This is a genomic window from Streptomyces sp. NPDC027672 (assembly GCF_055566335.1).
Genome location: NZ_JBVHSO010000005.1, coordinates 517,702 through 540,934, shown reverse-complemented (window position 1 = coordinate 540,934; position 23,233 = coordinate 517,702). Strand labels below are relative to the sequence as shown.

The following is a 23,233-nucleotide window of genomic DNA, read 5'->3' as shown; positions in this document are numbered from 1 at the left end:
CGCCTGGTCCCCCAGGGTTGCTGTCGGCTCAGTACCAGCCGTTGGCCTGCCAGAAGTTCCAGGCCTGGGCCGGGCTGCCGTAGCGGGAGTTCATGTAGTCCAGGCCCCACTTGATCTGGGTGGCGGGGTTGGTCTTCCAGTCGGCGCCGGCGGTGGACATCTTGGAGGCCGGCAGTGCCTGGACCAGGCCGTAGGCGCCGGAGGAGCTGTTGGTGGCGGCCGGGTTCCAGCCGCTCTCGTGCGAGACGATCTTGCTGAACGCGTTGAACTGCGCCGAGTCCGGGATCATCTGGTGCGCGATCGACTGGGCGGAGGAGGCCGACGTGGTGGCGGCCTGGGCGGGCGCCGCGGTCAGGGCCAGGCCGGCGGTGGCGGCGGCCACGGCGGCGGTGGTGAGGGCCTTCTTCGGGGAAGCGATGCGACGGATGAAGGAGACGGACACGAAAGAACCTCTTGCCTCGGGGACGGGGGATCGCCGGCACGGGACGGGCCACACGCTGTGGCCGCATGCGTCGGCGCCGCGGCCCGCTGTGGGCTCGTGGCGCCTGGCGACGTCATTCAGATAAGCAGCCCCGGCAGGTGTCCGCAATGACCCCCTTTACTAGTGGTGGCCGGATCCGCCGGAAAAGCTGATTGTGTGGCGTGGGTCTCAATCCGCAGGTCAGCAAGGGTGCACGCGAGGGCGAATCGGGCAAATTGGTCTACGGCCCGGGGTCGTAGGTGACGTGCGTCATGTGGGCCTCTTCACCGTCCCGCTCACCGGGCGCGGGCGAGGTATCACCGTGCGGGACCGTCGAAAGTGACCGCGGTCTCGAAAGCGGCCCGCCGGGTGGCCCGGCGGGCCACCCGCAGCACCGCCGGACCGCTTCGCCCGGAACACGGACCGGGAAACCGAGGTGCACCACGCCCCCGCCCTCCCCCGTCGCGGCAGCCTTCTAGGTGACGAAGTCGCTGTACAAGATCACGCGCCGGGACGCCGGCGCCGACAGCGACGTGATCTTCGACCGCGCTGCTGCGGGGTGGAGCTGCTGCTCTTCGTGCTGGCTCTTGGGCTGGCTGGGCTGGCGATGCACCGGCGGAACAAACGCTGATCCCCAGGCGAGCGAACGCCCTGCGTCTCGTAGGAGGCGGCGGTTCCGTGGTGCGAAACCGCCGAACACCCGGTTACCGAAGGTCAATTGCCGGGTAGCGTGTGCACTCGACCGGCTCGGCACGGCCGAGTTCGGCGGGACAGGGGAGGTCTGGGGGATGGCGGACGATTCTTCGGTTCGCGGCGGTGGGCTGTCGCGGCGCGGACTGCTCGCGTCGTCGGCCGCCGCGGGTGGCGCGGTGTGGCTGCTGCGCGGCCTGGTCCGGCCGGACGGCGCGTACGCCACCGACGCACCCCCGACGCCGCCGGGTTTCCCGGCCGGACCCGACATCTACCGACGTGTCTACGAGAACTGGGCCGGCGAGATCCACACCGACCAGTTGTGGACCTGCACCCCGCGCCACCCCCAGGACGTGCTCGACGTCGTCAACTGGGCGCACAGCGCGGGCTGGACAGTACGCGCGCAAGGCAAACGGCACGGCTGGGCCCCGCTCACGGTGGCCGACGGCACACCCGCCGCGACCCAGGTCGTCCTGCTGGACACCACCGCACACCTCACCGCCATGTCGTTTGAGCGGCGGGCCGCCGACGGCTCGGCCGAGGTCCGGGTCCAGACCGGGGCCGCCCTGGAGGACCTGCTCGCGTTCGCCGGCGCCGCCGGTTACGGCGTCACCGCCGCGCCGGCACCCGGACAGTTGTCGGTCGGCGGCGCGCTCGCCATCGGCGCGCACGGTACGGCCGTCCCCGCCGTCGGCGAAAGCCCGTCGCCCGGCCACGGTTACGGTTCGCTGAGCAACCTGGTCACACAACTGACCGCGGTCGTCTGGGACCAGGACACCGGCCGCTACGTCCTGCGGACCGTCGGCCGGGCGGAACCCGACTGCGACGCGCTCCTCACCCACCTCGGCCGTGCACTCGTCACCGAGGCCGTCCTGCGCGTGGGCGCCGACCAGAACCTTAGCTGCCAGTCCCTCCTGGACATCCCAGCCGCCGAACTGTTCGCCGCCCCCGGCACCGCGGCCGGGAAGCGGACCCTGGCCCACTTCGTCGACCGGACCGGTCGGGCGGAGGCGATCTGGTTCGCCTTCACCGACAAGCCCTGGCTGAAGGTCTGGAGCGTCACTCCGCGACAGCCCCTGGGCTCCCGTGCGGTCGACGAGCCGTACAACTACCCGTTCTCCGACTCCCTCCCCGAGCCGGTGGCCCGGCTGGCCGGCTCCCTGGTCTCAGGGGCCTGGGCCAGCGCGCCGCTCTTCGGCCGGGTGCAGTACCTGCTGGCCAAGGTGGCGCTGACCGGCGACATCACCGACGTCCTGCTCTCCGACGACCTCGTGCGGGACGTGCTGACCGGTGATGTCCTCACTCATCTGCTGGCGGGCGGTCTGCGGTCGGACCTGTGGGGCGCCTCCCGCAACCTGCTGGAGTACGTACGGCCCACCACGCTGCGCGAGACGGCCAACGGCTATGCCGTCCTCGTCCGCCGCGCCGATCTGCAGTGGGTGGTCAGCCGGTTCGCCGACTTCTACCGCACGCTGCTCGCCGAGTACGCGGCGCGCGGCGAGTACCCGGTCAACGGCCAGGTGGAGATCCGCGTGACCGGCCTGGAGGACCCGTCCGTGTGCGGCGTACCCGGCGCGCGACCACCCCTGCTGTCCCCCCTGCGACCGCGCCCCGACCGGCCGGACACCGACACCGCCGTGTGGATCGACATCCTCTCCCTGCCGACCACACCCGCCCTGCACCGCTTCTACCGGGAGGTCGAGCAGTTCTTGTTCGCGCTGGACGGGGACAGGGCGACGGTCCGGGTGGAGTGGTCCAAGGGCTGGGCCTACACCGACACCACCGCGTGGTCCGACCCGGACATCCTCGCCCGCACCGTCCCCGCCAGTCTGCGCGCCGGGGGCGGCCCGGGCTGGGACGAGGCCGTCACGGCCCTGGAGCGGCTCGACCCACACCACGTGGTGTCCAGCCCCTTCCTCAACACCCTGCTGCGCTGATCCGGCGATCGTGCCGGGCCGGGTGGGACGAGCCCGGCCTCACCGGGCGCGGGTACGCTCCGCTCGGTGAGACCGCGCCCGATCCCCCGGCACGGCGGGCCGTGGCTCCGGTCCGACTCCCCTTCAGGCGGCCGGGACGGTTCCTCACCCAACTCCGCACCGAGCCTGCCCGCGCGACCCGTCTCCTGCGCACTCTGCTCGTCCTGACACACCTCGAAATCAACCGCTGACCGAGGCGCGGGACCGCACCGTCTGAACGTCCGACGTCACCCAGCGACGGCGAGTGAACGAAGGTCGGCATCCAGCATGCGGATCAACTCACCAACCCGTCCGCCGCCACTCGGCGCCGTCGGGAAGCGTTTGAGCACGTCAACGACGACCGGCGTCGCACGATGCAGCGCCCGCTCAAGGTGCTCGACACCAACGCTCGGATCGTCGTCGGCGACGAGTTCGGCCGCTCTGGCCGCGTGAGCGCCGGCTCCGAGGATGTGCTTGACCTGGGTGGCCTTGGCCAGCGGATGCAGGTAGGCGGCGCCTGCCGCGGACATCGCTGCCCGAGCCGCCTCGCGCGCAGCCGCGGTGTCCGCGCTCTTGGCTGCCTTGAGTGCCGCCCACGCCCTGTCGCGCAGAACCTTCCCACGCTCACCACCTCGAGCGAACTCCCACGCGGCAATGACAGCGTCTCGAGGCCGCAAGTCGTCCGGCTGATCGCTCTCGAATACTTCGAGCACCACTTCCGCACACGCTGCGGCGAACGCGGTGACCTCACGAAGATCTTGTTTACTCAGAGCTATCTCGCTTATTTCCCCCGCCATGCCCCTATCCTCGCCCATTGCGCTGGACAGCAAGGCGGCTGGGCCGTTCCCCCGCACTGAATGCAGAAGGTGGCGGCGTCTGAACGCGCCGCGCATCACGTAGGCCACGGCGACGGTGTCCACGGCCGCCAGGACGCCGTCGACCACGGGCCGCGCCCGCTCCGTCGCCGGTCGATGACGTCGGTGCCGTAAACCCTGATCGCCGAACGCCGCCAGCCGTCGCGCAGCTCGGACAGCGGTACCAGCACCTTCCTCTTGGGCACGCGCGTCTGACCGGTGGCCTGGCAGGCCAGCGCGTAGGCGGTCCGCTCCCCCGGCGGGTGCCCCTGCCGTTCCTCGTGTCGGCTGCCAGCCGACGAGCCGCTGGTCGATCCCGGCCACTTCCATGACGGGTGGACTCGTGGTGCCGGAACGCCGCGACGATCAGCCCGTCCTTCACCGGGGCGCGGTGTTTGCCGCCGCTCCCCCAGCGGCCTGCCCAGCACGGGGTTGCCCGCCGGGCGCGGGCCAGGCTCTCGGCCTGCGCCGGGAGCCGGCGCTCGATCCGGTCGGCGTCCGGGTGCCGGCCCTCCTCCAGGAGCAGTTCGGACTGCTTCCCCGCCTGTTCGACGGAGTCCTCGAGCGCTGGACCGGGCGGGCGCGGACCCCGACTGCGGGCCCCCGCCCCTCAGGAGTCGGTCGGCCCGCGTCCCAGGCGACAGCCGAGGACGAAGGTGAGGGCGAACAGGGCCGCGGTACCGGCCAGACTCGCCCGCATCCCCGCCACGAAACCTCCCGACACCAGCGTTCCGAAGACCGCGATCCCCAGCCCGCCGCCCACCTGCCGGGCCGCGTTGAGCACTCCGGCCGCCAGGCCGGCCCGCTCGGCCGGCACAGCCTCCATCATGACCACCGTCAGCGGCGGGACGGTGAGCGCGCAGCCGAGGGCCAGCGGGACGAGGAGCGCGGCCACCACGATGGCGGACGTGCCGGCGTCGACGTACAGCAGACCCAGCAGGCCCGCCGTGGCGAGCGCCTGGCCCACGAGCAGGGGCAGGCGCGGGCCGTAGCGTCCCGCCAGCTTTCCGGCCACCACGTTCGTCACCGCGATCAGTGCCGACATCGGCAGGAACACCAGCCCGGCGTAGAGCGCCGAACGGCCCTGCACCCGCTGGAAGAAGAGGGAGAACAGGAACACCGTCCCGTAGAACGCCACGCTGCACGCCGCCCCCGCCGCGACCGCCACCCGCACCGCCCGGTCGCGGAACAGTCCGAGCGGGACGACCGGGTGCGGCTGGCGTGCCTCGGTCCGGACGAACAGGACGGCCGCGGCGACGGCTACGGCGAAGGCCGCGATCCCCGTCGTCCCGCCCTCGATCACCGCGAACGTCAGCGCGGTCAGGGCGATCACGGCCGTCAGCTGCCCGGGCAGGTCCAGCGGTGCCGGCCGGCGCTCGGAGCGCGGCGCACGCAGCAGCAGGACCAGGGCGACCGCGCCCAGCGGCAGGTTGACGAAGAAGATGCCCCGCCAGTCCCAGGCCGTGGTCAGCGCACCGCCCGCCACGGGACCCAGCGCCACCGCGACCGAGCCCCCGGCCGCCCACAGCGCCACCGCCCTGGCCCGACGCGCCGGATCGGTGTACGCCTGCCGTACCAGGGCGAGCGAGGCGGGCAGCACCACGGCCGCGGCGACTCCCTGCACCACCCGCGCACCGATCAGTGCCGCGAGGCCCGGCGCCAGGCCGCAGGCCGCCGAGGCCAGGGTGAAGACGGTGATGCCGAGGGCGTAGGCCCGGCTCGCCCCGGCCCGGTCGGCGAAAGCCCCGGTGGAGAGCATCAGGGCGGCGAAGGCCAGGGTGTAGGCGTCCACCACCCACTCCAGCCCGGACAGGCCGCCGCCGAGCGCGGAGCCGATCTCCGGGAGGGCCACGTTCACCACGGAGGCGTCGAGGGTGATCAACGCGAACCCGAGGAGGGCGGCGAACAGGGTGCGGGGGGGAGCGGGCCGGTCGGCCGGCTCGGTCTGGAGGCCGTGGAGTCGGGGGAACCGGGCGGTCTGATCGGTTGGCATGTCCCCATGCTGCGGAGGGTCTTCGCCGTACAGTAGTGGCCTGAATGCCATGCTTCCGGAGGTTCTGGCCATGCACCGTGTCGCCGTCGTCGCGTCGCCGCCCGTGTCGATGTTCAACCTGGCCATCCCCGAACTGCTCCTGGACAAGGCCCGGATCGACGGGCGCCCGGGTTACGAGGTGGTGATCTGCGCCCCCGACCCGGGGCCGGTGGCCACCACCGGCACGCTGGGACTGTCGGTGCCGTGCGGCCTGGAGGCCCTGCGCGGAGCGCACACCGTGATCGTGGCGGGCGCCGGTGAGCCGTTCGCTCCGGACCCGCGGGTGCTCCAAGCGCTGCGCGAGGCCGCCGCGGACGGTGTGCGCATCGCCTCCATCTGCACCGGAGCCTTCTCGCTCGCCGAAGCCGGACTGCTCGACGGCCGCCGGGCCACCACCTACTGGGCGCACACCGAGGAGATGCGCCGTCGCCACCCCGCCGTCGACGTCCGGGGTGACGTCCTCTACACCCAGGACGGCCAGTTCCTGACCTCCTCCGGCTACGCCGCCGGCATCGACCTGTGCCTGCACCTCATCCGCACCGACTACGGTGCGGCCGTCGCCAACGAGGTCGCCCGGCTCGCCCTGGTCGCCCCCGTACGACCCGGCGGCCAGACCCAGTTCACCCATACCCCGCTGCCGTCCGAACGCGGTACCGCCTGCTCCGACACCCGCGGCTGGGCCATGCGGAACCTGGACAAGCCGCTCACGCTGACCGACCTGGCCCGGCACGCGGGCGTCTCCGTGCGCACCCTCACCCGCCGGTTCCACGCCGAGAGCGGGGTCAGCCCGCTCCAGTGGCTGCTGCACCAGCGCGTGGAGCGCGCCAGGGAACTGCTGGAGACCACGAATCTGCGCATGGACCAGGTGGCCGCCGCCTGCGGTCTCGGCACCGCCGACTCGCTGCGCGGCCACCTGGTCCGCCGCACCGGCCTCACCCCGAGCGCCTACCGGGCCCGGTTCGGCCGACCCGGCGGAACCGGCCCACTGCCGTCCGCGTCCTCCACGTCCTCCGCGGCCTCTGCATCCTCTGCGTCCTCTGCGTCCTCTGCGGCTTGATCGATGGCCGTGCGACCGGGGGCGGGTGATCCGGGCCGCGGTGACCGCCGAGGCCGGGAGCATCGCCGCGCTGCACCACCGGGTTCCACGTCGGCCCCGGTCGCTGGCACTGCGGCATCGGTACGGCGCTGCGCGCGGCCTGTGCCGAGCGGTGCCCGTGCCGAGTTGCAACGGGTGCGGGCGGCTCTGGGGGACGCGGAAGAAGCGCACCCGCGGCGGGTAATCGGCCTGGAGCAGTATCTGGAGGCGCTGGCCGAGGAGGACACACCTGTCGATGTAGTCGGCGAGGTATCGAGGAGGACGCCGGTCGGGCCGCGTCGAGCGGTGCCCCACCGGCAACTCGCGCCGCCCACGGGAAGTCCGTCACACAGGTCGTACTGCGCTGGCTCATCCAGCGCAGTGTCGTCGTCATCCCCAAGTCGGTGCGCGCCGACCGGATGGCGGAAAACCTCGATGTCTTCGACTTCGGACTCACCGACGACCAGATGGCGGCCATCGCCGCCCTGGAGACCGGAGCATCCCTGTTCCTGGACCACCGCGACCCGGCCGTCGTCAGCCGGCTCGGCACTTACACACTGACCACCTGATCACGCACTCGCGCCGACCGCGTGGTTCGGTTTTCCGAACTCCCGGTTCGGGGGTGGGCACGATCGATCGCCGCCCCCAGTCCGCCGAGCGTGATCCGCGTGGCGTCCCGTACGTGAGGAGTCGTCATGCGCGACACGTTGCTGCCGCCCGCACCGATGTCCCCGGACGCGGTGATCAGCGCGTCCAGTTACCTTCGGGCCCTCCAGGCCGATGACATGGGCGCCGGCCGCGAGTTGGCGTACGCCGGGCCGCACATAGCCGGGTGGGCTGCCGCGTGCGGCGTCGAGGCCGGGGGCGGGGCGGTGATGTGGAGGCTGCGCGGGTTCCTGGCGCGCGTGTCCGTCCCGCCCCCGGCTCCCGTCCACCTACCCCGGATTCCCTTTGTGACGCATTCGTCCAAAGTAGCCGTGTTGTTCACCGGAGATGCGTGCAGGGCCCGGCCGTCTCCGGCCGGGCCCTACACGTGGGCGTGCGGTGTCAGGTCACCATCGGTACCAGCGGCCGCGGCCGCCACCGGTGTTGGTGGAGCGCATCACGAAGCCGAGCAGCCACACCACCAGCACGGCGACCGCCACCCACCACAGGATCTTGAGGGCGAAACCGGCACCGAAAAGGATGAGCGCGAGAAGCAGGACAAGCAAAAGGGGAACCATAACTATCAACCTCCTGGACTCCCGATTGCCCTGCATTCCTGTTCACATTCCTCGATCACACCTTTGTTTGTGCTGAGCGAGCCGGGGCACGAGCCGGTTACCGCAACAGTGAACCACTACTCCTGGGAGGCCCTGGATCATGAGTGCCGACGAGAAGGCCAAGGCGAAGACCGAGCAGGCCAAGGGCAAGACCAAGGAGGCCGTGGGCAGCGCCCTCGGCAACGACCGGATGGCCGCCGAGGGGCAGGCCGAGAAGAGCACCGGCGACGCCCGCGACGCCAAGGAAAAGGCCAAGGACGCCTTCAAGCACTGACGCCCTCCCCCTTTTTCCCGCAGCGCCGAAGCGGGGCCCTTCCCGACAGGGGGAAGGGCCCCGCTTCGGCGTCACCCGCCAGGAACTCGGACCGTTTCCCGGCTTCCTCGCACTCCTGGAAGTCCTGCACGCCCATCAAAGGGCGCTGGTGCGATCGGGGCGGGGGTGCCGTTGCCGTACCGGGCGTAGCCGATGCACTCGACCTGAGCCGCCCCGCCCGCGGAACCGCTCAGATCCCGCAGGAGGAGGCCGACCAGAGGCGGGAGCTCTGGCTGCCCAGGTGAGCATGGGTGCTGTGGCCCGGGTAGCCCGGACCGAGGATCTCGTTGAAGCCGTGGTTGCGAGCCTGTTTGACGATCTCGCAGTAGGACGGCGAGCCCACCAGGTCGATCCCGCGCCCGTACAGGTGGTTGCTGGTGGCGGCTCCGCCGACGGCGTTGTTGCAGGAGTACGAGCGGAAGCCGCTGCTGGTGGTCAGGGGCCGGTCGCCGAGCGCGTGCCGCAGCGCCTCCAGTTTCCACATCTGCTGCAGCGCGTTGGCGCGGGCCGCCGCAGCGGAGACGGCCCCGCCGGACCAGTCGGAGTTGCAGCGGTTCATCTCCGCGTAGGTGAAGTGGGCCGGCGTGCAGTCGCTGTCCTGCAAGGCGTAGATCTTGCTGAAGGTCGCCGGGCCCGCGACGCCGTCCGCCCCGAGCCCGTACGCCTGCTGGAAACGGGTGACGGCGGCCTTGGTGCCGGGCCCGAACTCCCCGTCGATCGCCAGGACGGCCCCGTACCCGGGGTAGCCGGCCACCCTGATCTGCAATTGCCGCACGTCCTCACCGCTGCTGCCCTGGCTCAGCGTGCGCGGGAAGGTGTAACAGTCGTCCGCGTGCGCGATGCCGGTGGTGAGCGTGACACCGAGTCCAGCGAGTGAAGCGAGCATGACAAGCGAGAGAAGGGTACGGAGCGCGCGTCTGAGCATGGTGCCTCCCAAGGAGGGGATGGGACCCTCGACGGTGCCGGAACGTGCCCGGGCCGTCAACAGGACCCACGATCGCCTCGCCCGCGGTCGTAAACCCCGACCCGCGCCGGCCTGACAGGGCCGCTTTGACGACATCTCCTGTACGCGACGGGTACGCCATGGGTACGCGAAATCTGCGCTTGAAGGGGTGTGCGCGGCACGGAAGCGTCGCGCGCCCTGCACGGACCCCGGTCTTCGCCCGCATGCCGCGTCACACTCGGCGGCGTACCGCCCTCTTGGACTGCGACAGACACGCGTGAGAGGGGCGGCATTGTGAAGATCGTTGTTTTCGGGGCCAACGGCCCTACGGGGCGGCAGGTCTGCGTACAGGCGCTGACCGAGGGACATGTGATCACTGCTGTCACCCGACAGCCCGGGGCCTTCCCGCTGAGGCATCCTCTTCTGCGCGTCGTCCGGGGCGACGTGCACGACCTCGCCGCGGTCGACGCCGCGGTGGCGGGCCAGGACGGGGTGATCTCGACGCTCGGGGTGCCCTTCAGCCGCCGGCCCGTCACGGTGTACAGCGCGGGCGCCACCCACATCACCCGGGTCATGGCCCGGCACGGCGTCACCCGCCTGGTCTGCGTGACCTCCACCACCGTCGGCGGGCAGGAGTCTCCCGGCGAGAGTTTCCTCTTCCGCAAGGTGCTCGAACCCTTCGTCGCGCGCTTCGTCGGGCGCAGCGTGTATGAGGACATGCGCCGCTCGGAGGACATCGTGCGGAGCAGCGGTTGCGACTGGACGATCGTCCGTCCGGCCGGCCTCTTCGACACGGCTGCCGTCAGTGCCTACCGGATGGCCGCGGGACCGCGCCTGCCCGGCCGGTTCACCTCCCGTGCGGACCTGGCCGACGCGCTGCTGCGTCAGGTGGTCGACGCCCGTGATCCACGGGCGGTGGTCGAGGTGCGCACCGTGGAGGGGGTTCCCGGCTTCATCGGCATGCTTCGCAAGGAGGCGTTCGGCGGCAGGCGGAGGGGTCCGGGCGCTCCGGGCAGTGGCCCTGACGGGGACCGCGCCGCGGCTGTCGGCGGCGTCCCGTCCTGAGGCATCCGGTCCGCGCGTGGCCGGGCGCGCCGCCCGCGCGCGGCCGGCCACGGTCTACGGCCCCGGCCCCGGACAGCGGACTTCCGTGCCGGAGGTCGGACAGCCGTCCCGCCGGCTGGTGAACCGCCGTCAATCAGCCGGGGCCTCCTGCGCCGTATCCGGCGTGACATGGGCCAGCTTCTCGGGGTTGGTCACGGCGTAGATCCCCGACACCTGGTTCTCCTCGGGGCTGAGGCCGATCACCATGACGGCGAACGGGGCATCGTCGGCGAGGAGCAGCGCGGACGGGTCGCCGTTGACCGTCCGGTAGCGGACGTCGATGTGCTGCCCCCGCCGGGAGACGGCGCCGGCGATCAGGCGGGCGACCTTGTCGCGGCCGTGCACCGGGCGCAGAGCCGCTTGCCGGACCTTGCCGCCACCATCGGTCCACATGGTCACGTCGGGCGCCAGGATCTCCATGAGGGCGTCGACGTCACCCCCGAGTGCGGCGGCGAGGAACCGCTCGGTCACCTGCTGCTGCATGCGCGGATCGGCCTGGTAGCGGGGGCGGCGGGCCTGGACGTGCTCGCGGGCACGGTGGGCGAGTTGCCGTACGGCGGACGGGGCGCGGTCGAGGATGTCCGCGATCTCGGTGTGCCGGTAGCCGAACACCTCGTGCAGGACGAACACGGTGCGTTCCAACGGCGTGAGAGTCTCCAGGACCACGAGCAGCGCCATCGACACCGCCTCGGCCCGCAGAGCGGGGGCGGCGGCGTCGGGGGTCTCGGCGGTGCCGGCGGCCTCGGTGACCAGGGGCTCGGGCAGCCAGGGGCCGACGTAGGTCTCGCGGCGGCGTCTGATGGCGGCCTGCTGTGCGAGAGCGGCGTTGACGGCGATCCGTACCAGGTAGGCCCGCGGGTTGACGACTTCTTCCGCGTCCGTGGCCCGGTGTCTGGGCGCCCACGCCAGCCAGGTGTCCTGGAGTACGTCCTCGGTGTCGGCCACGCTCCCGAGCAGGTTGTAGACGATGGAGAACAACAGCGGTCGGTGCTCGGCGAACACCGTCGTCGTGCTGTCTTGCGTACGGTCGGGCATCGGCGCGGCCTCTCTTCTCGGATCCCCTTGAGAGGCCCGACGGCACGGGAAGTGTGACATCCGGGCGCCACACGTGCTGCGGACCGTGTCGCCCGGCTCATCGCCGTCTCTGCAGCAGCCGTGAGACGCGGGTCACATCGGCGATATCGGTGTCACGGTCCCACGCCCACCTGTCTCTCAGGATGGCAGCCGTATCGACCGAGACAGGCGGAACTCACGGAGCCCGCCGCGAAGAAGACACCCACTCACACAGGAGCCACATTGAAGATCTCCCGACTGGTCGCGGCGTCCGTCGCGGCCGGCGCCGTCGTCACAGCCGTCGCCGTCCCGGCGAACGCCGCCGTACCGGCCGACCAGCACCGTGACCGCGCCACGGCGGCCCTCCCCGCCCATGCGACCGCCGACAGCGCGCCGAACCTGCCGTGCGGCACTACCGAGCACGATCGCGACACCAGTCCGACACTCACCATCGCCGCGGTCACGGGCACCGTCAACATCCGGACCGGGACGACCTCCCAGTGCAGCATCGTCGGCAACATCGGGGTAGGCGAAGCGATCAACTACCACTGCTACGTGTGGGATGCCATCGGGCGCAGTTGGACCTACCTCCACACATCGGAGAACGAATACGGGTGGGTGCTCAACACATCTCTTCCCGACCCCTACGCCACCGGCTGGCACGGCAGCACAGTGCGCTGCTGACCGGACCCGGACACGCTCGGCACCGCACACAGCGCGCGGTGCCGGGCCGGCTGTCCCGCGTGCCGCGCCGGGCCGGGCCGGGCCGGGCCGGGGAGCGCGGGCAAAAACCCGTTTGGCGGGCCACCGTCACCGCTGCTACGTTTCCCAAGGCCGTGCGAGAGAACGAGGAGGTGGTACCCGTGAACGCAGTATCGACATGGGTGCTCCCCTCCGGGGTCACGGTCGGGCGGTAGGTCGTCCGGGAGCGCCGTTGCAGAGCACTCCCGAAAGGCACGTCCATGCACGTCACTTCCGAACAGTTCCTCGACGACGGTGTTCTCGAGCGCGCATTCACCCTCGGTGACATCCCCGGCATCCTGTGGACGCCCCCGTCCGGTCCCGCACCGGCGCCGCTGATCCTGCTCGGCCACCCGGGCGGACTGCACAAGATGTACCCCCGGCTGGTGGCCCGGGCCCGGCACTCTGCGGCGGACGGCTTCGCCACCGCCACCATCGAGCTTCCCGGCAGTGGTGACCGGCCCCGTTCCGCCGCCGCAGAGCAGGCCCGCGCCGACCTGCGCCGGGCTCTGGAGGCCGGCGAGCCGGTCGATGAGGGGATCGTGGACCGGCTCATCCTGCCGCTGGTCGAAAAGGCGGTCCCGGAATGGCAGGCCACCCTGGACGCCCTGCTGTCGCTGCCCGGGATCGGGGGCCCGGTCGGCTACTCGGGGGGATTGATCTCCCTCGGAATCCGGCTGGCGGTGGCCGAGCCGCGTATCTCGGCCGCCGTCCTGTTCGCCGGCAGTTTCGTGCCGCGCGCCCTGTTCGAGGAGGCCCGGCGCGTCACCATTCCTCTGCACGTCCTGCTGCAATGGGACGACGAAGGCAACGACCGGCAGGCGGCCCTGGACCTGTTCGACGCCTTCGGCTCCAAGGAGAAGACCCTGCACGCCAATCTGGGCGGGCACACCGGCGTCCCGCAGTACGCGGGGGACGCCGCGGCCCAGTTCTTCACCCGACACCTGAAGTGAGGCCGGGCCTTCGGGCCACCAGCAGCCGGTAAACCGTGCCGGGACGCTGCTCACCGGGGCAGGCCCCGCCGCCCCTCCGCTGCTCGCGCCGCGGACCCCTGCCGTCTCGGCGGGGGCCCGCACTGGTGTGCCTGAACAGGCAGAGGGAGCCCGGCAGCTCACCGTCACCGATCACGCCGTTACCGATCAGGCATGTGTCGGTCCTGTGCCGGCCCCGGTCAGGGCTCGATCCGTGCCGTCAGCCGTTCGGTCACCGGACCGTGACATCGGTGATCTGCACGGATACCTTCGTACCCGCTGACGCGGTGCTGATCATTGACGGCGTGTAGTTCAGGCTCGTCTGCTCCGACAGCTCGGCCGTTTCGATGACCGGGCCGGACTCGTCGCCGTGGACCTCGTAGGTGATCTCGTACACGGCATTCGGGTCAATGCTGGCGCTGTCGCCGAGGAAGGTCAGGTTCGGCTCGACCGTCATGTTGCAGCCCGCCGACCCGAAGCACTGTCGCTTGGTCGTGCGCAACTTGATCGTGAAGTTATCGGCTGTGACCTCGGCGTACGTCGGTTCCGGCTCCCCCGTAGCGGCGGCGACGTCCTTGTGCGGAGTGCTCGGGCTGACCACCCTGACCGGTTCGCTTCCGTCGTCGCTGGACTGCACCACCACGACGCCGGTGGCTACGACTGCGGCGATGACGGCGGCAGCTGAGCCGATGATGACGAGGTTGGTGCGGGACTTCTTCGGCGCCGACGGCGGTGAGCCGGGCATTGGTGGCGGCGTGGGCGTGGTGTCGCTCATGGTCCCCCCAGGGATCGTGTGGTGGGGGGAATCATCCGCTCGCCTGGGCGGGCGCGAGATGGGTGTGGTCAAGCTGTGACCAGTGAGTGGCGTCCGGCTGCGGGCGGAGCCCGTACGGAGTTGGCGGGATGGTCAGCAACACGCCGGGAGGGACGTGGTCGTGGACGCCGTCGGACGCCGTGCCGTTCGCCGTGGCGGTGATCAGGCGGAGTTGGGTGTCGTAGGCCGGGGCATCGGAGCGCAGACCAGGTCCGCTCTGCCATCAGACCTTCGAGTACGGCGGTGAACCCGCCGGTTCGTGACCATCGCGCTTCACGAGGGCACGCGAGATGCGACAAGTGGCATTGAGGCGTCGGTGTCATACGGCGCCGCGCTTCGCGGTGTGTGGGTGGGAGGCGGAGGGGCTCAGCGGCGCGGGAGTGCCTTGGCCACGGCGATCTGGGCGGGGTCGATGGTGGTCCGCCCGTCCTCCACGTCCCATAGCGTGTTCTGCAGCAGCCGGCCCAGGGTCCAGCCGGCCGCGCGCTCGCGGTCCAGTTCCAGTGCCTCGGTCAGCAGGTCGAAGCGGCGCCGCACCACCCGCGGGGCGTCCCCGGTGGCCTCGATCTTCTTCCAGCCGGTGTCCAGGGCCGGCCACAGGTCGAAGCCCGGGTCGCCGACCAGGGGTTCGGGGTCGATGGCGAGCCACGGTTCGCGCTCGGCGGCCAGCACGTTCTCGTAGTGCAGGTCCCAGTGCAGGAGCCGGTCGCCGGGTTCGTCCACCAACTCGGCGACGGCCGATGCCCAGGCGTGCAGCCGCCTCCGGTCCTCCGGGTCCGACAGCGAGACGACGGCCTCCGGCACCGCCGCCAGCATGGCGAATGCGACGTCGTCGAGGCGGCGTAGGCCTCCGGGCGCCGGGGCGGCGTGCAGCCGCGTCATCAGGCCGGCGAGGGTGCCCATGGCCGTGTCGTCGTCGACGACGGACGCGAGAGTGCGCGAAGCGTCCAGGCGCTCCAGCAGCATGGCGCTGCTCTCCGGGTCGTGATCGAGCAGCCGCACGATGCCGTCGCCCTTCCAGGCCCGCAGTCCGATCAGCGCGGCCGTCGTCTCCTCGCGGGGCATCTGGAGCTTCAGCGCGGCCCTGCCGCCGTCCTCGCGCCGTACCGGCACCACCAGCGAGGCCTCGCCGGAGCCGATGGCGCCGTCCCGTTCCAGCCGCCACCGGTCGAGAAGCTCCGCGACCAGTGTGGGCAGGGCGGCGATCCAGGCCCGTTCCGCCTCACCGCCGTTCTTGGTGTACGACGTGATCAGGGCGTCGGGGACGTCGATGTCTTCCGGCGACTTCATGCGGGGCTTTCCTTCGGGGAGTGGGCTTCCCGCCCCCGGCCGACGGAACCCGGGCGGGTTTCGCCTTGCCGGGGGTGGCCGTGCGGGAGGTGGCGGGCGGTACGTGCTCAGACACCTGACGGTAGTCCGGCCTGGTGCACCGCACCGAGCGTTTCGCCGCCCGTGGTGCGGAGGTCCGGCAGGTCGACCTCGACCTTTCCCAGGTGTTCGGCCACCTGCCGCCAGGTGTCGGCGTAGCCACGGGCGAGTTCGGCGATGGCCTTGACGCGCTGCGGCGGTACTACCCAGGAGCTGAGCCCAGTCCTGGCTCCGCACGGCCACCACGTTGAACCAGGGCAGCAGCGCCCGTGACGGCTGGTTCTCCGCTGTTCGGTCGGTCCGGGCCGGTGACGGCTCGGCGTCCGCCGCGTCCTCCCGCCGGCGGCCGCGTCCGGGCGGCGGACTCTCGCCGCACCGGAGACGTTCGCGGACGTCGTCGGAGACGGTGGCCAGGGGCACTGCGGTCCAGCAGCCAGGTCGCGCCGAGCAGTTGCTCGCCCGCGGCCCCCTCCGGATGGCAGGTGATCAGGAGCGTGCCGCGGTGTTCGCGCTGTGCTCCGGGCAGGAGCCGGCCAGCTTGGTCAGCGTCTGGTCGAGGTCGTGCAGGCCGGTGACCGATTGCTTGATCGCGTACGTGGGTGTCGTGAACGCCGTGATCCGGTCCGCCGTGAGGTCGCGTACGGAGGTGCCGACAAGGACGTACCGGGTGCGGGGCGGGGCGGGCCGGCGGAGTCGCCGAGGTGCCGCGCGTCCCTGCGCCCGTCCGCACTGTGCCGAGGTACCGCTATGCGTCCGGGTGTCCTGCGCGGGCGGCTGGCGGGGCGGCGTTGGTCAGCATCGGGGCGCTGCGGACGAGGCGCAGTGCCGTCGTCAGCAGGAGGCCGCCGACGACGTTGCCGAGGACCGCCCAGCCCAGCCAGCCGAGCCAGCGACGTAGCCGTAGGGCGTCCGGCCGGTGTGCAGGCCGGCGAACGCGACCAGGGAGTCCAGGACCCGAGTGCCACAGCCCGAGGCCGGCCAGGACGAACGCGGTGGCGATCGAGGCGATGATCTTCCCGGTCATGGACTCGGTGCCGTGGTGCATGCGGGTCATGAGCGTGATGACGCCCCCGCCCAGTACGGCGAGGCAGAACGTGCCGAGGGTGTAGCCCCCGTCGACGAAGTGCGCGCCCGCGGCGGCCGCGGTGGGGTGCAGGCCGGGGTAGGCCCGCATGACCAGCCAGGTGAACACCCATCCGCCGATCAGGTTCATCACCAGGACCGCCGCCGCGGCGTCGAGTGCACGGAGGACGTCCTGGGCGAACCCTCCGGGGGAGTCGGTCCACAGGGCGTAGGTGGTGCCGGTGCGCAGGTACGACAGGACCATCAGGTCGCACACGATGTCGTCGTCGAGTCCGGCGAGGAGGGCAGGGCGGGTGGGGGCGGGGATCGCGGCCAGGTGCTCGAGGTGGTCCAGGCGGACGAGCCAGTCGGGGACCGCGGACGTCTGGGTGCACAGGCCGGAGTCGACGATGTCCCGGCGCGGACGGCAAGCGAGGCAATCCGGGTGCGGGACGGCGCGGCGGTCGTGACCATGGCCGCGGACCGTAGGCGCGGGCCCGCTTAGCGTCGCGCGGTGAGGTGACGTGACGTGAAACGGCAGCTCAGGCCGCGTCATGTCACCTGTCGCACGAGTCGACGACCCGCATCCCATTGTGACGTGCGCCACATCGTGTGCACATTTTCCCCTCTGCGCGCCTCTACAGCAAAACCGCAGAGAAAAAGAGGGCTCCCCGTGGGGCACATCATTGCCGTCGTCCTCCCGGCCCTCATCACGGCAGCCGCAACTATCGCAGGCGCGTTGATCAGCCGAAAGCCGAAGAGGGAGGAACCCACCGACGAAGACGACACGAGCGCCTGCTCGAACTCGTCGAGAATCGTCACGATGTCGTCGATCTTCACGTAGGAGATCCCGAAGGTGACGGTGCCGTCTGCGTGGACGTCGAACTCATACTCCGCGTACACCGCCCTGTGCGCCGACGAGGGCTGGCTGGACACCGTCGGCTTCGGCGACGACGCCGTCCGCGAAGGCCGCGGTGCTCGCGCACTTCGACGGCTGGGACGAGGGTCTGCGCGGCCTCGTCGCCGACGCCGGCGGCGCGCTCGTCCCGCGGCGCATCCACGCCCTCCCCGTCGGGCACCCGCTGGGGCCGCGTCCCCGGCGTCACCCTGCTCGGCGACGCGGCCCACCTGATGTCCCCCTTCGCCGGCGAGGGCGCCAACCTGGCGATGCTGGACGGCGCCGAGCTCGCCGAGGCCGTCGCCGCCCACCCGGGCGACCCGGAGGCGGCCCTCGCCGCGTACGAGGAGGCACTCTTCCCGCGCAGCGCCGCCGCCGCGTCGGCCGCCAGCCTGGAGACGATGTTCGGCGAGAAGGGGCTTGAGCGGATGACCGAGTTCTTCACGTCCGTGCGGGACGGTGCGGGACGGCGGCTCCGCCCCGTACGACGGCGACGGCCGGGCGATGGCGATCTCATGTGACCGTGTCGAGGCGGGTGATCTGCTCGGCCACACTCCTTTCGATCGCGACGGCGAGGTCCTTCGCCTGCTCGGCGCTCCCCGACGTGCGTTCGCTCGCACACAGCATGCGGACCTGGACGAGATGCGCCCGCAGACTCTCGGTGAGGAGACGGTCGAAGTTCTCCCCGGACACGGTCTTCACCCTCCGCACCGTGTCGAGGCCGACCATCCCGGGCATGGTGTGGCCTTCGTGGGGGCGGGTGTCGGGCACGCCCGAGAGCCTCAACAGCTCGCGCAGGTGCACGAGTTCGTCCCCGAGCCTCCTGCCCGTCTCCTTCGCCCAGGCGGCCAGGGCCGGGCGGCCGGCGCGTGCGGGCGCCAAGTCGGTGAGCAGCCCGGCCCGTTCGTCCATGGGGATCATCAGCTGGATCCACGCGGTGTCGGTGTCGTTGAAGGCGGCGGGCGCGGGCCGGTCGGTCGCCGGCTGCGGGGTGCAGCCGGCGACCGCCAGGCCCAGGAGCAGGGCGGCCGCCGTCCGCCGGGTCAGTACGTTCCGGCGGTGTTGCACTTGGCGCTCTGCACGATGCAGTCCTTCACGCGCTGCCCGAGGGCCGCGGTGTCCCAGGCGTTGAAGAAGTCACCGTGGATGGACGAGGCCATGCCCGACGCCAGGGAGAACCCGTCGGCGCTCCCGCTGGTCGGGTAGCTGATGACGAACGAGACCGAGGGGATGGCTACCGGGTAGGCGCCGCTGCATTTGCCGTCGTAGGTGAAGGCGACGTGCGACTTGTGGTCCGGGCTGTCGAGGTGCTTGCCGTCCCAGCAGTCCGGGAAGACCAGCTGGTACACCAGCTTGGCGGTCGGCGCGCACAGCGGCCAGTTGCCGTCGGCGCTGCGGCCGGTCTCACCGCCCGGTCCGGCGCACCAGAACTGGTTGGGCGAGCCGGCCGGAGTCGCCACCTGGAGCTTGGCGTTGCCCGCGATCATACGGAAGCCCTGCGGGAAGGGCACGGTCGCCGTGGGGTCGGGCAGCCGCGACCCGTAGTAGACGATCATCCCGTCGGGTTCGACCGCCTTGCCGCGCTCGTAGAGCGTGGGGATCCAGTAGGCGGAGAGGTCCTTGGGCGGTGCGCAGCTCGTGCCCGTGTTGCCCAGCAGGCTCTGGGTCGTGGTGAACGCGTCGGTGCTCTTGTTGCCGAAGAAGCTGTGCATGTGGGACGCGCCCGGCAGCCCGGGGGCGACGATCGGGTCGTCCGGCTTGGAGTGGCTGTAGGTGCAGGTGGCGTTGAATTCGGGGACGCGCACCACGTTGGCGGGCACCGGCGCAGGGGTCATCGCCCGGAACTGGGTCAGCTGGGCCTGCCACTTGGCCTGGTCGACGTCGACCCAGCCCGGCGCGGGCTCGTCGCCGCCGCTGACGAACGAGAACCAGTTGATGTTGACGAAGTCACCGGGCGTGGTGCTGCGCAGCACCGCGAACACCGTCTGGGGGCCGGTCGGGTGGGTGGTGACGTCGGCACTGCGGCTCGCCCAGGTCTGCCAGCCCCCGGTGGGGCTGACCTGGATCACGGCGAGCAGGGGGCCGGTCAGGGAACCGGTGCGCAGTTCGACGGAACCGGTGCCCGTGGCGGAGGCCACGCGCGCCGACACCGTCAGCCGGCCGGCGGCCCCGAGGTCGGCCTGGTCGAACCGCATCCAGTCGCCGTCGGCGAGGTAGGCCGCGTTCTGCCCGCCGCCCTGGTCGGCGGTCGTCTCCAGGGTGACGCCGGACTGCGCCGCGTAGGACTCGGCCTGGACGGTGACCGTGGCGGCCCGCGCGGCCGGGGCGCCGAGGGTGATGCCGAGGGCGGCGGCCAGGGCGATCGCCAGAGCACCGACCCATACGGGATAGAGGTGAAGGGAGTATCTGCGCATGTCACTTCCTCGTCTGAGGGGTGGGACGTGGTGCGGCTGCGGTCCGGCCCGGAACGGAGGTGTCCGGGCCGGACCTGACAAAGGGGGCCGGTGCCGGCCGCGCTACTGGTACACGCGTACGTAGTCGACGAGCATCCGGGACGGGAACGGCGTCGACGCGTCGGTCGGGCCGGGCCAGTCGCCGCCGACCGCCAGGTTGAGGATCATGTAGTGCGGGTGGTCGAAGATCCAGGGACCGCGCGTGCGCTCCACCTGGTCCTTGTCCAGGGTGAACACGGTGCGTCCGTCGAGGCTGAACACGATGCCCTTGCTGTTCCAGTCGGCGGCCCAGGTGTGGAAGTCGTCCGAGAAGTCGGCACCCGAGGACAGCCGGTACGGTGAGCCGATCCCGTTGCCGCCGTTGTAGGCGGGCGCGTGCACGGTCGAGTAGGCCGTCTTCACGTCCTTGCCGAGGACCTCCATGATGTCGACCTCGCCGTTGTACGGCCACGGACGGCCGGTGAGGAAGTCGGCGCCCATCATCCAGAACGCGGGCCACAGCCCGTTGCCCTTGGGCACCTTGATGCGGGCCTCGACGCGCCCGTAGGTGAACTGGAAGGTGGCACCGGTGTTCATGCGGGCCGAGGTGTACTGGCAGGTGGTGCTGCCGGTCAGCGGGTCCGGCGGGCAGGCCCGGCCGGGGCTGGCCTCCTTGCGGGCCTCCATGACGAGGTGGCCGCCGCCGTCGAGCGCGGCGTTCTGGTGGTCGGTGTAGTACTGCAGCTCGCCGTTCTGCCCGGTGCCGGGATCGGCCCGCCACTTGTCCGGGTCGGGCTTGCTCGCGGCGGCTCCGTCGAAGTCGTCGCTCCACACCAGCCGCGGCGGCTGCGCCGGGTCCGGCGGCAGCGGCGGCGCCGGGATCGGGGCGCCCCCGGTGCCGTACACCTGGAACTCCCACAGGGAGTAGCCGTAGGGGGTGGCGCGTTCGGTGCCGTACATCCGTACGTAGCGTCCCGTGCCGGACACCGCCAGGGTCTGTTTGAAGCCGGTGCCGGACGTGGTCGAGTAGACCGGCGTCCAGTCGGTGCCGTTGGAGGAGACCTGGATCTGGAAGGACTTGGCGTAGGCCGGGTCCCACTGCAGGACGACCTCGGAGATCTGCGCGCTCGCGCCGAGGTCGACGGAGATCCAGCCGGGGTCGGTCCATCCGGTGGTGGAGCTGGTCGCCCAGCGGGAGGCGGGGTCGCGGTCGAAGGCCCGGGCGGGCGTGCACTCCCAGCAGTTCTGGTCGCTCTGCGAGGAGGAGGCCGCGCCCGTCTTCCCGTACGACAGCAGCGCGTCCCCGCCACCGCCGCCTGGGTCGCCGCCGGTGCCGCTGGTCCCGAAGACCTGGAGCTCCCAGAGGGAGAAGCCGTATCCGGTGCCGCGCTGGGTGCCGTACATGCGGACGTAGCGGCCGGTGGCCGTCAGGGTCAGGTTCTGGGTGCCGCCGGTGCCGTCCGTCGTCTCGTGGACGGTGGACCAGGTCGCGGCGTCGTCCGACACCTGGATGCGGAAGGCCTTGCCGTAGGCCGCCTCCCACTGCAGGGAGACGCGGCTGATGCGGGCCGGGGCCCCGAGGTCGACCCTGATCCACTGCGGGTCGGAGAAGGCGCTGGACCAGCGCGTCGCCGGGTTGCCGTCGACGGCTCCGGGCGCGCCAAACGGGTCCTCGGTGCTGGACGCGACGACGGGCCGGCCCTGCGACAGCAGAGTCTCGGCGGCGTGGGCCCGGGGCGCGGGCAGGCTGACGAGCGTGAACAGGACGGCCGCGACGACGGCGGGTAAGCCGATGCGGCGGAGTAGGGGATGCACGGGCGACTCCTCAGTGGGGGAAGAGTGAGGGAGCGCTCCCTGAGGGGTGAGAATGGGCCGGTCCCCATGGACTGTCAAGGCTTTGAGCAACAGGCCCGTAACACCCTTGACGCACAAGGCTGGTTCCGGGGAACGGTTCCTGAGATCCACTTCGGCGGTGCGCACGACGCCCGTCGACAGGCGCCCGGAAGGGGTCCGTTGACGAAGAGTTCCCCCACCAGGGCGCAGAGAGAGGCCCGTTGACATGCGGATTGGGCCGAGGTCATCCTGAGGGGAAAACGCTCCCTGGAGTCGAGGACCGGGCACCGGTGATCGGAAGGCGATGAAACGACCCACGCTCGCAGTGGTCGCCGCCCGGGCCGGCGTGTCCAAGTCGAGCGTCTCCCGGGTCATCAACGGGGAGACCACCGTCGCGCCGGAGATCCGGGAGGTCGTGATGCAGGCGGTGCGGGAACTCGGGTACGTGCCGAACGCTGCCGCCCGCAACCTGGTCACCCGCCGCACCGACGCCGTCGCCGTGGTCGTCTCCGACCCGCCCAAGGGCGTGGTGTCCGACGACCCGCTGTTCTCCGCCGTGGTGCGCACCGTCAGCCGGGAGTTGGAGGCCGTCGGCAGACGCGTGGTGCTGATCCTCGCCGAGTCCGACGAGAGCCGGGCCCGGGTGGAGCGGTACGTGGCGGGGGGTCACGTGGACGGCGTGATGCTCGTGGCGCTGCACGGCGCCGATCCGCTGCCGGCCGCGCTCGCCCGCATGGGCCTGCCCGTCGCGTCCTTCAACCGCACCGCCGCGACGGACGTCCCGTACGTGGCGCTGGACAACGCGGGCGGCGCGGCGCTGGCCGTACGGCACCTGCTGGAGCGGGGCAGACGCCGGATCGCCACCATCACCGGACCGCTGGACCTATACGAATCCCGCGAACGGCTCGAGGGGTACCGCGCGACCCTGCGGGACACCGGGCGCCGATCGATCGTGGCGCTGGGCGACTTCACCCGGGTGTCGGGCGCGGAGGGCATGCGGCAGTTGCTGGAGGACGACCCAGACCTCGACGCGGTGTTCGCGGCCAACGACCTCATGGCCATCGGGGCGTTGCGCACCCTGCACCAGGCGGGCCGCCGGGTCCCCGATGACGTGGCCGTCGTCGGGTTCGACGACATCGAGGCCGCCGCGTACACCACGCCCGCGCTCACCTCGGTGCGCAGTTCCATGGCCGACCAGGCGACCGCGACGGTGCGTCTGCTGCTGGCGCTCATCGAGGGCGGTCCGAGGAAGCCGGTGATCATGCGGAACGAACTCGTGGTCCGCGAGTCGAGCTGAACGGACGGTTCGGACCCTTCGGAGCCTCGTCGCTCTCGCGTGCGCGGCCCGGCGCCGTGCTGCGATGAGCACGGCG

Annotated in this window: 20 protein-coding genes and 2 pseudogenes; 9 read left to right on the top strand and 13 right to left on the bottom strand. The window is 71.5% G+C overall.

The features are described 5' to 3' along the window. Positions 1-28 precede the first annotated feature (28 nt). Positions 29-442, bottom strand: coding sequence for an aggregation-promoting factor C-terminal-like domain-containing protein (locus ACZ4SV_RS15680; RefSeq protein WP_397949232.1), 414 nt, complete (start codon positions 440-442; stop codon positions 29-31). 806 nt (positions 443-1,248) lie between these two features. Between ACZ4SV_RS15680 and ACZ4SV_RS15675 the strand changes: the two genes are divergently transcribed. Next, positions 1,249-3,087, top strand: a complete 1,839-nt coding sequence (locus ACZ4SV_RS15675) for a cholesterol oxidase substrate-binding domain-containing protein (protein WP_468004723.1) — start codon at positions 1,249-1,251, stop codon at positions 3,085-3,087. 266 nt (positions 3,088-3,353) lie between these two features. On the opposite strand, the gene ACZ4SV_RS15670 is transcribed toward ACZ4SV_RS15675, so the two are convergent. Together ACZ4SV_RS15670 and ACZ4SV_RS15665 are read right to left on the bottom strand one after the other, a co-directional pair. Further along, a complete protein-coding gene (locus ACZ4SV_RS15670) occupies positions 3,354-4,049 on the bottom strand; it encodes a putative immunity protein (protein ID WP_468004721.1) in 696 nt (231 codons plus the stop codon). 520 nt (positions 4,050-4,569) lie between these two features. Beyond that, complete coding sequence (locus tag ACZ4SV_RS15665; RefSeq protein WP_468004719.1) at positions 4,570-5,952, bottom strand: MFS transporter; 1,383 nt, start codon at positions 5,950-5,952, stop codon at positions 4,570-4,572. Positions 5,953-6,022: 70 nt separating this feature from the next. Here ACZ4SV_RS15665 and ACZ4SV_RS15660 point away from each other — a divergent pair, with 70 nt between their 5' ends. Together ACZ4SV_RS15660 and ACZ4SV_RS15655 are read left to right on the top strand one after the other, a co-directional pair. After that, positions 6,023-7,048 (top strand): GlxA family transcriptional regulator, encoded by a 1,026-nt coding sequence (locus ACZ4SV_RS15660; RefSeq protein WP_468004717.1) that lies wholly within the window; start codon positions 6,023-6,025, stop codon positions 7,046-7,048. Between the two features lie 350 nt (positions 7,049-7,398). Continuing rightward, positions 7,399-7,635 (top strand): annotated as a pseudogene (locus ACZ4SV_RS15655) (aldo/keto reductase); the annotation flags it as partial. A gap of 483 nt (positions 7,636-8,118) precedes the next feature. Here ACZ4SV_RS15655 and ACZ4SV_RS15650 read toward each other — a convergent pair. Next, positions 8,119-8,289: a hydrophobic protein gene (locus ACZ4SV_RS15650; protein WP_365942013.1), complete on the bottom strand. Its 171-nt coding sequence runs from the start codon at positions 8,287-8,289 to the stop codon at positions 8,119-8,121. 139 nt (positions 8,290-8,428) lie between these two features. Here ACZ4SV_RS15650 and ACZ4SV_RS15645 point away from each other — a divergent pair, with 139 nt between their 5' ends. Beyond that, positions 8,429-8,602, top strand: a complete 174-nt coding sequence (locus ACZ4SV_RS15645; RefSeq protein ID WP_365942014.1) for a CsbD family protein — start codon at positions 8,429-8,431, stop codon at positions 8,600-8,602. Positions 8,603-8,831: 229 nt separating this feature from the next. On the opposite strand, the gene ACZ4SV_RS15640 is transcribed toward ACZ4SV_RS15645, so the two are convergent. Then, complete coding sequence (locus ACZ4SV_RS15640; protein WP_468004714.1) at positions 8,832-9,566, bottom strand: D-Ala-D-Ala carboxypeptidase family metallohydrolase; 735 nt, start codon at positions 9,564-9,566, stop codon at positions 8,832-8,834. Between the two features lie 312 nt (positions 9,567-9,878). Between ACZ4SV_RS15640 and ACZ4SV_RS15635 the strand changes: the two genes are divergently transcribed. Continuing rightward, entirely contained in the window at positions 9,879-10,649 is a 771-nt protein-coding gene (locus ACZ4SV_RS15635) for an NAD(P)-dependent oxidoreductase (protein ID WP_468004712.1), read from the top strand. Positions 10,650-10,778: 129 nt separating this feature from the next. Here the strand turns inward: ACZ4SV_RS15635 and sigJ are convergent, their stop codons facing one another. Continuing rightward, on the bottom strand, positions 10,779-11,723 hold the full coding sequence (gene sigJ / locus ACZ4SV_RS15630; protein WP_468004710.1) for an RNA polymerase sigma factor SigJ: 945 nt from the start codon (positions 11,721-11,723) through the stop codon (positions 10,779-10,781). Positions 11,724-11,984: 261 nt separating this feature from the next. Here sigJ and ACZ4SV_RS15625 point away from each other — a divergent pair, with 261 nt between their 5' ends. Next, positions 11,985-12,425, top strand: coding sequence for a hypothetical protein (locus tag ACZ4SV_RS15625; RefSeq protein ID WP_468004708.1), 441 nt, complete (start codon positions 11,985-11,987; stop codon positions 12,423-12,425). Positions 12,426-12,703: 278 nt separating this feature from the next. Next, entirely contained in the window at positions 12,704-13,435 is a 732-nt protein-coding gene (locus ACZ4SV_RS15620; RefSeq protein WP_468004706.1) for a dienelactone hydrolase family protein, read from the top strand. 250 nt (positions 13,436-13,685) lie between these two features. Here ACZ4SV_RS15620 and ACZ4SV_RS15615 read toward each other — a convergent pair whose 3' ends face one another. From ACZ4SV_RS15615 to ACZ4SV_RS15600, 4 genes are all read right to left on the bottom strand, one after another. Next, positions 13,686-14,228 carry a hypothetical protein gene (locus ACZ4SV_RS15615; RefSeq protein ID WP_468004704.1) on the bottom strand — a complete coding sequence of 181 codons (543 nt, stop codon included), beginning with the start codon at positions 14,226-14,228 and terminating at the stop codon, positions 13,686-13,688. A 405-nt stretch (positions 14,229-14,633) separates the two neighbouring features. Further along, a complete protein-coding gene (locus ACZ4SV_RS15610; RefSeq protein WP_468004702.1) occupies positions 14,634-15,557 on the bottom strand; it encodes an aminoglycoside phosphotransferase family protein in 924 nt (307 codons plus the stop codon). A gap of 823 nt (positions 15,558-16,380) precedes the next feature. Beyond that, the gene (locus ACZ4SV_RS15605) at positions 16,381-17,253 is read right to left on the bottom strand and encodes a hypothetical protein (RefSeq protein ID WP_468004700.1); all 873 of its coding nucleotides are present in this window, start codon (positions 17,251-17,253) and stop codon (positions 16,381-16,383) included. Beyond that, positions 17,250-17,633, bottom strand: a complete 384-nt coding sequence (locus ACZ4SV_RS15600) for a hypothetical protein (protein WP_468004816.1) — start codon at positions 17,631-17,633, stop codon at positions 17,250-17,252. Before ACZ4SV_RS15600 ends, ACZ4SV_RS15605 begins: the two co-directional genes overlap by 4 nt. Here ACZ4SV_RS15600 and ACZ4SV_RS15595 point away from each other — a divergent pair. After that, positions 17,590-18,116, top strand: a pseudogene (locus tag ACZ4SV_RS15595) (FAD-dependent oxidoreductase); the annotation flags it as partial. The gene ACZ4SV_RS15600 and the pseudogene ACZ4SV_RS15595 overlap by 44 nt on opposite strands. On the opposite strand, the gene ACZ4SV_RS15590 reads toward ACZ4SV_RS15595, so the two are convergent. The 3 genes from ACZ4SV_RS15590 to ACZ4SV_RS15580 form a co-directional block, all read right to left on the bottom strand. After that, positions 18,109-18,663: a DUF305 domain-containing protein gene (locus ACZ4SV_RS15590; RefSeq protein ID WP_468004698.1), complete on the bottom strand. Its 555-nt coding sequence runs from the start codon at positions 18,661-18,663 to the stop codon at positions 18,109-18,111. The pseudogene ACZ4SV_RS15595 and the gene ACZ4SV_RS15590 sit on opposite strands and share 8 nt — an antisense overlap. Continuing rightward, entirely contained in the window at positions 18,639-20,009 is a 1,371-nt protein-coding gene (locus tag ACZ4SV_RS15585; RefSeq protein WP_468004696.1) for a DUF1996 domain-containing protein, read from the bottom strand. Before ACZ4SV_RS15585 ends, ACZ4SV_RS15590 begins: the two co-directional genes overlap by 25 nt. 102 nt (positions 20,010-20,111) lie before the next feature. Then, positions 20,112-21,842: a discoidin domain-containing protein gene (locus ACZ4SV_RS15580; protein WP_468004692.1), complete on the bottom strand. Its 1,731-nt coding sequence runs from the start codon at positions 21,840-21,842 to the stop codon at positions 20,112-20,114. Between the two features lie 322 nt (positions 21,843-22,164). On the opposite strand from ACZ4SV_RS15580, the gene ACZ4SV_RS15575 reads away from it, so the two are divergent. Further along, positions 22,165-23,157, top strand: coding sequence for a LacI family DNA-binding transcriptional regulator (locus ACZ4SV_RS15575; protein ID WP_468004690.1), 993 nt, complete (start codon positions 22,165-22,167; stop codon positions 23,155-23,157). Positions 23,158-23,233: the final 76 nt, after the last annotated feature.

Bases quoted from the DNA above. Each gene is read 5' to 3' on its own strand.
- ACZ4SV_RS15675 (WP_468004723.1), top strand. From the start codon at position 1,249: ATGGCGGACGATTCTTCGGTTCGCGGCGGTGGGCTGTCGCGGCGCGGA.
- ACZ4SV_RS15610 (WP_468004702.1), bottom strand. From the start codon at position 15,557: ATGAAGTCGCCGGAAGACATCGACGTCCCCGACGCCCTGATCACGTCG.
- ACZ4SV_RS15575 (WP_468004690.1), top strand. From the start codon at position 22,165: ATGAAACGACCCACGCTCGCAGTGGTCGCCGCCCGGGCCGGCGTGTCC.
- ACZ4SV_RS15585 (WP_468004696.1), bottom strand. From the start codon at position 20,009: ATGCGCAGATACTCCCTTCACCTCTATCCCGTATGGGTCGGTGCTCTG.
- ACZ4SV_RS15645 (WP_365942014.1), top strand. From the start codon at position 8,429: ATGAGTGCCGACGAGAAGGCCAAGGCGAAGACCGAGCAGGCCAAGGGC.
- ACZ4SV_RS15650 (WP_365942013.1), bottom strand. From the start codon at position 8,289: ATGGTTCCCCTTTTGCTTGTCCTGCTTCTCGCGCTCATCCTTTTCGGT.
- ACZ4SV_RS15665 (WP_468004719.1), bottom strand. From the start codon at position 5,952: ATGCCAACCGATCAGACCGCCCGGTTCCCCCGACTCCACGGCCTCCAG.
- ACZ4SV_RS15615 (WP_468004704.1), bottom strand. From the start codon at position 14,228: ATGAGCGACACCACGCCCACGCCGCCACCAATGCCCGGCTCACCGCCG.
- ACZ4SV_RS15620 (WP_468004706.1), top strand. From the start codon at position 12,704: ATGCACGTCACTTCCGAACAGTTCCTCGACGACGGTGTTCTCGAGCGC.
- ACZ4SV_RS15640 (WP_468004714.1), bottom strand. From the start codon at position 9,566: ATGCTCAGACGCGCGCTCCGTACCCTTCTCTCGCTTGTCATGCTCGCT.
- sigJ (WP_468004710.1), bottom strand. From the start codon at position 11,723: ATGCCCGACCGTACGCAAGACAGCACGACGACGGTGTTCGCCGAGCAC.
- ACZ4SV_RS15605 (WP_468004700.1), bottom strand. From the start codon at position 17,253: ATGACGCGGCCTGAGCTGCCGTTTCACGTCACGTCACCTCACCGCGCG.
- ACZ4SV_RS15660 (WP_468004717.1), top strand. From the start codon at position 6,023: ATGCACCGTGTCGCCGTCGTCGCGTCGCCGCCCGTGTCGATGTTCAAC.